Origin of the sequence: Thermotoga sp. (assembly GCF_021162145.1) — a bacterium.
GTDB lineage: Bacteria > Thermotogota > Thermotogae > Thermotogales > Thermotogaceae > Thermotoga.
This window is the reverse complement of sequence record NZ_JAGGZH010000028.1, coordinates 1-3,136: the sequence shown is the minus strand read 5'-3', so window position 1 is coordinate 3,136 and position 3,136 is coordinate 1. Positions and strand designations below refer to the sequence as shown.

Sequence of the window (3,136 nt, the reverse complement as noted above, 5' to 3'; positions counted from 1 at the left end):
GGTCGAAGGCCATCTCCTTTCCATCCCTCAAAAGAGAAAGACTCTTTATCAGAGAAAAGTCCTCGATTCCGTACTTCTTCAGAGCGGTCGAAAGTGTGAAGGGTTCTTCCTTCTCGAAGTTCATCTTTCCGTTCCTCGGTGTGTTGTCTCCCACCACGTAGACGAACCTGTCCGTGTACCTCTCTACGTAGACGAACACGCCGTCTTCGAGTGGAATGTTTTCTTTTACGATCTCGCCCGGGGAGTACTCCTTCCCTGCCACTTTCACGGACACGACCTGACTTTCGTCAACAAAGCCACCAGCCTTTGCTATGAGGTTTCTCAGAGTGAACGCTTCATTCTTTCCGAACTCATACAGACCGGGCCTCTTCACGTATCCCAGGATGTAGGCCTTTTTTGGAATGAACTCCTTCACGTTCACCACGTCCCCGGGTTTTACAGGAAAGTCCATCCTGTTCGGTGAGAGTGTGATCACACTGCCATCTCTTGTCACGGTGATTCTGTCGATCTCCTCCAGAGTTCCTCTGATACCCCCTGCCATGGAGAGGAGCTTTTCGAGGGTAACATCCTCTTTTGGCGAGATCTCATAAACCCCGGGCCTTGCAACATACCCGGAGACGTAGACTTCTGTCTTCTCGAACTTCTTTATCTCAATCACGTCTCCCACTTCTATCTCGACGTTTTCGTCCAGCACCTTCGGGTCGTACTCGAGTGTTTCTCCGTCTCTTGTGATGAGAACTTTTTCGAGAAATTTCTTTTCCACCGAAAGCCCCCCGGCCTTTGCCACAAGATTTTTGAGCGTGAGGGACTCTTCCCGGGAGAACGTGTACATTCCAGGCCTTTCAACTGCTCCTACGATGTAGGCGAACTTCTCATCGAGCTTCTGAACGTGCACCGTGTCACCCGGTTTCAAAGAGATGTTCTTCTGGTAGAGCTCTTTTTCCGACACTTCAATAGTTCCATCTCTGGAGAGAACAGCGATCTTTCCAGAGCTTTCCCGTGTCGTTCCGCCTGCCACCGCAAGAAGGTCCAGAAGAGTCATTCCCTTCCTGTAGGGGTACATCCCGGGTTTTGCCACGGCCCCAACGATCTTCACAAAGTCCGTGTAGGTTTTCTCCGGAAGTATGACCTGGTCGTTTTCCTGGAGTGTGATGTCCTTCTCCGGCACCTCTCCCCACAGAAGAGAAGAAAGATCGAGTGTGTAGACCTTTCCATCCCTCACCACCTTCACCGAAGAAAGATCCACCATGGAAAGATCCACCGTGCTGTTGAGAAGAGAAAGAAGCCTCGAGACGGTCAGATCTTCCATCCCCATATCCACGATTCTGTTCACAACACCGGAGATATAGACGTTCCTCGGTGCGATCTGAAGGAGAGACACCACAACTTTGGGTTCAGAAAAACTGGAAGAGAGCTTTTCCTCAAGAAGTTTCATCACCTGTTCAACGGTGAGACCTTCCACCTTCACACGTCCCACATAGGGAAAGGTGATCGCCCCTTCGATATCAACGGTGCAGTCTCTTGTGAGTTCCGGGTATCCTGCAACCTCAACTCTCAGAACATCTCCCCTCCTGATGTTATAGGAAAGCAAAATCCCTCCCACCAGAAGAACCAGCACCAGCAGGATCTTTTTCATCGAATTCCCTCCTTTTTCCTTTTTCCGTGAAGATTATACCCCACTTTTATATTTGTCGCCTAAACGGACGGATATTTCATGATAAAGGAAACATGTTACAAGAAGGTTACACCATCATAATCGCACTGCAGAGAGTGGTAAGATTCTTTCAAAGAAGGTTGATTATGTAAAAATCTTCAAAATTAGTTGAGAAACATTCTATACTTGGGTTGGATAAAGGGGGGAATGGGGATTGTGCAATCTCGTCTTTCCAGATTTTCTCGTGATCTTCTTCCTTAACCTCCTCTTTTTCAACTGGCACACAGCCCTTTTGTTTTCCTGTGCTATGACTCTTTCTTTTTTTGCCTTCAGGCTGTACGACACAGAGAATTTGCAGAGTTACAACGAACAACTTATCAGAACTATCGTGGGAAGCTTATTTTCTTTTATCCTTGTTCTCTTTTTCTATCCTTTTCTTGAAGACAGCCTATCGCGTTACAATTTCATAATGAACTTCCTGACAGCAACTCTTTTGATACCGCCTTTCAATTTCTTTCTCAGTAAAGCAGTCGTTAAGAACACTCCACGAAAGACAGTTCTTGTTCTTGGAAAAAGAGAAGAGATAGAACACATTCTGAAAGAAATAGAAGAAAAAACACTTGGAAGATATCGTTTCGTAGAGTACATAAACCCCACCTTAGAAGCTCTGAAAGCACGTGTGAAAAAATATGATATGGTACTTGTTGCAGATCCCAGATTCGAAGACATTGCAAAGAACGCACGTGTTGAAAAGATTGAATATCTTCCCAATCTCGCTGAAAGCACGCTGAAAAGAATTCCACTGGAAGTGATGGAGAAGTTTAAAGAGTACTACGAGGTTGTCTTTGATAATGTGAAAGACGACTCTCCAGCCAAAAAGATACTTGATGTTCTGGTATCTGTAATCGCGCTTGTTGTCTTCTCCCCCATCATGCTGATTGTTGGTATAATTATATATCTGGAAGATGGCAGACCGGTTGTTTTCAGGCAGGAAAGAGTAGGAAAAAATGGGGAAATTTTCACAATGATAAAGTTCAGAAGCATGAAGAAAGCACCTTCAGACAGGCCAAAATTTGCAGATCAGGAACAGGACAGAATACTGAAAGTGGGACGATTCATCAGGCCATTCAGACTCGACGAAGTGCTTCAGTTCATAAACGTTCTCAAAGGTGAGATGAGTGTGATAGGACCACGACCTGAACAGGTAGAATTTGTTAAAATTTACGAAAAGCAAGTACCTTTTTACAGTCTTCGGCATAAAGTGAAACCTGGAATCACCGGCTGGGCACAGCTCATGTACAAGTATTCTTCAAATCTGGACGAGGTGAAAAAGAAACTCAGCTACGATCTGTGGTATGTAAAGAACAGAAATATCTTTCTGGATTTAAGAATAATACTTCAAACAATAGAGGCTGTTTTGTGGAGAAGAGGGGCGAAGTGAATTGAAGCGAGTTTTACAAATAATCACACGCTCAGATTGGG

2 protein-coding genes are annotated in these 3,136 nt (G+C 45.1%); one reads left to right on the top strand and one right to left on the bottom strand.

Annotation, left to right across the window (positions count from 1 at the left end; all coding sequences use genetic code 11):
- The coding region (locus tag J7K79_RS02595) for a polysaccharide biosynthesis/export family protein (protein WP_296904850.1) at positions 1-1,636 on the bottom strand (1,636 nt) is incomplete at its 3' end.
- Positions 1,637-1,868: 232 nt separating this feature from the next.
- Between J7K79_RS02595 and J7K79_RS02590 the strand changes: the two genes are divergently transcribed.
- On the top strand, positions 1,869-3,095 hold the full coding sequence (locus tag J7K79_RS02590) for a sugar transferase (RefSeq protein WP_296904847.1): 1,227 nt from the start codon (positions 1,869-1,871) through the stop codon (positions 3,093-3,095).
- The last annotated feature ends 41 nt before the right edge of the window (positions 3,096-3,136 follow it).